This is a genomic window from Rhodococcus sp. PAE-6 (assembly GCF_025290685.1).
GTDB classification, from domain to species: Bacteria; Actinomycetota; Actinomycetes; order Mycobacteriales; family Mycobacteriaceae; genus Rhodococcus; species Rhodococcus pyridinivorans.
The window spans coordinates 1-2112 of the sequence record NZ_JAOCLZ010000063.1; the positions used below are offsets into that span (position 1 = coordinate 1).

At 65.6% G+C, this 2112-nt stretch carries 4 protein-coding genes; all 4 read right to left on the reverse strand.

Annotated features, from left to right (window positions below):
• A partial coding sequence (locus NVV99_RS26170) for a replication initiation protein (protein ID WP_260783272.1) occupies positions 1-425 on the reverse strand: 425 nt, incomplete at its 3' end.
• A 598-nt stretch (positions 426-1023) separates the two neighbouring features.
• The gene (locus NVV99_RS26175) at positions 1024-1260 is read right to left on the reverse strand and encodes a hypothetical protein (RefSeq protein ID WP_024100494.1); all 237 of its coding nucleotides are present in this window, start codon (positions 1258-1260) and stop codon (positions 1024-1026) included.
• Entirely contained in the window at positions 1257-1538 is a 282-nt protein-coding gene (locus NVV99_RS26180) for a sigma factor-like helix-turn-helix DNA-binding protein (protein ID WP_024100496.1), read from the reverse strand. The genes NVV99_RS26175 and NVV99_RS26180 overlap by 4 nt, the downstream gene beginning before the upstream one ends.
• On the reverse strand, positions 1528-2112 hold a 585-nt coding region (locus NVV99_RS26185), incomplete at its 5' end, for a replication initiation protein (RefSeq protein WP_260783273.1). The genes NVV99_RS26180 and NVV99_RS26185, both read right to left, overlap by 11 nt.

The following is a 2112-nucleotide window of genomic DNA, read 5'->3' on the forward strand; positions in this document are numbered from 1 at the left end:
TGGGTCGGGTTCTTGGTCATCAGACCCGAGTAAGCGGCATCACCGTCGACGGCCCGACGCAGTCCCTCGGTGACGGCAGCGGCGTAGGCGAGGGGTTTCCTGCGGGCGTACTCGGTGCGTGTGAACGGCTCGGTCAGTGCCCACACGGCGTGCGCGTGTCCGTTGCGGGGGTTCTCCACGATCGCGTTCGGCAGCGGATGGTTTCCTGCCGCCGACAGCGTCCGCAGTGCCGCGTCCGGGTGGTCGACATCGACGACCAACAGATTGCTCAGCGCCTGAGGGTTGGCCTCGAGATAGCGCCGTTCGAGCGCGTCATGGCGAGGCATCCGATACACCCCCAGCAACAAATCGTCCGTTGCCAGGGGCCACAGCGGCAGCCACAACTGTTCCCAATCCTCGGCGTGCGATCCCCCGCGGTCTGTCATGCGGAAGACCCTCGCACACGAAGACCTATTTTTTAGGTAGGACGCGCCGAACCAAGTCAGATGTTTCGCCGCGCCACTCGGGAAATACCACTCTTCCGTTACGTCCGGACCGTCGTTTCTCGTGTTCGCAGCTTTAGTGCATGAGGTGTGTAGTGATCTTGATTCGTGGTTGATCGGGACCACGGCCAGTTGAGTGGCACGTGACGGTTCGATGTGTCGGGGGAGGGCGGAAGGTGAGCCGGGTACGGCTGATGGATGCGGCAGAACTTTTCTCGGACCTACCGGCGGGCCCCACATCCCCGTGCGGTCCGTCTGTGTGGCTCCGAGAGCGCCGCAGACGGACCGCACGCACCCGGAAACCCCGGGGGATAGGACACGGCGCTCTCCGGCGATCTCAGAGCCGAACCGGGGGGTCGGTGAGCGGTCCCGAGGCCGGCCTTTCCCGGTGTCAGAACTTCTGCAAGAGGTGTGTCCCGATTTTTGGCCGGACGAAACGATCACCGAAGAAGGACGGGAGTGCGCCCTACAGCGGAGCGTCCGGTCCCGCAGGGGGGGCGACCGGACGCTCCGCTGTAAATCCTCCCAGCTCTCGAGCCGGCTAGGGGAGCAAACGGGCGTGGTGTGCGGCTGTGGAGAGAGGTTCGTCGGCGCCGTTGAGGGCGAGGCCGGCATCGGCGAGTGAGTCGATCACTTCACGCACCGAGGTCTCGGTGTCCGCATCGAGGGTGTCCGCGTCGAACATGTTCACCAGCTCCGCCAAAGCGCGGAGCTCGGTGTGCACGGCGTTCAGCTGTGACTGCACCGCAACGATGCGGGCCGCGATCGTCTCGCTCACGCTGTCGCCTCCTCGGACTGGGACTGCTCCGCCTTACGCGCGTGGTGCAGGATCGTGCCGACGCCACCGACTGTCATGCCGACCTCCTCGGCGATCTCGCGCAGCTTCAGGCCCTGGGCGCGTAGTTCGAGCACCCGCTCCCGACGCTCGGCAGCGCGAGCGAGGTACTCCTCCCGCGGCTCGGCCATGATGCGACGCACTGTGCGAGACGACGCACCGATCCGCTCTGCGACCTCGCGGGCTGTGCGGGTGCGCCGAACTGGATTCTCAGCTCCCATCAGTGGCCTCCTTCCACACCAGATCGCGGTCGAACTTCGTCGCCCGCCGACGATTGGCCTCGATCTTCGCCGGTGTCATGACTTTGCCGCTCTTGCGGCCGCGGGCGGATTGCATGGCGACGAAGGTGGCCTCGTAGACGACCGGACCGTCGGCCCACATGCGTGATTTGGTGACGATCCAGCGATGGATGGAGGCTGCAATCGCGCGTACTTCGCTGTCGGGCAGGGGCTCGGAAAAGGCGGTATTGATTTGCGCGGCCTCAGCCCAGATCGCTCGGTCCAAACCAGCGGGATCGCCCCAGTGATAACGGATTTCGCGATAGGCCCAGGTTCGCGCTGACTCGAATAGTGCGCAGTTGCGACCGAGCCCGACCGGGTTCTCACGGCGTCGTTTGCTCTGCCTCCACCGCGGCGGGGGCATGTGCCGGCCGAGCCCGTGTTCGAGTTCGGCCAAGCTCCGCGGTGCGGGGTGGATCCAGTGCGTTGCCCATGCCGAATGGGTCGGGTTCTTGGTCATCAGACCCGAGTAAGCGGCATCACCGTCGACGGCCCGACGCAGTCCCTCGGTGACGGC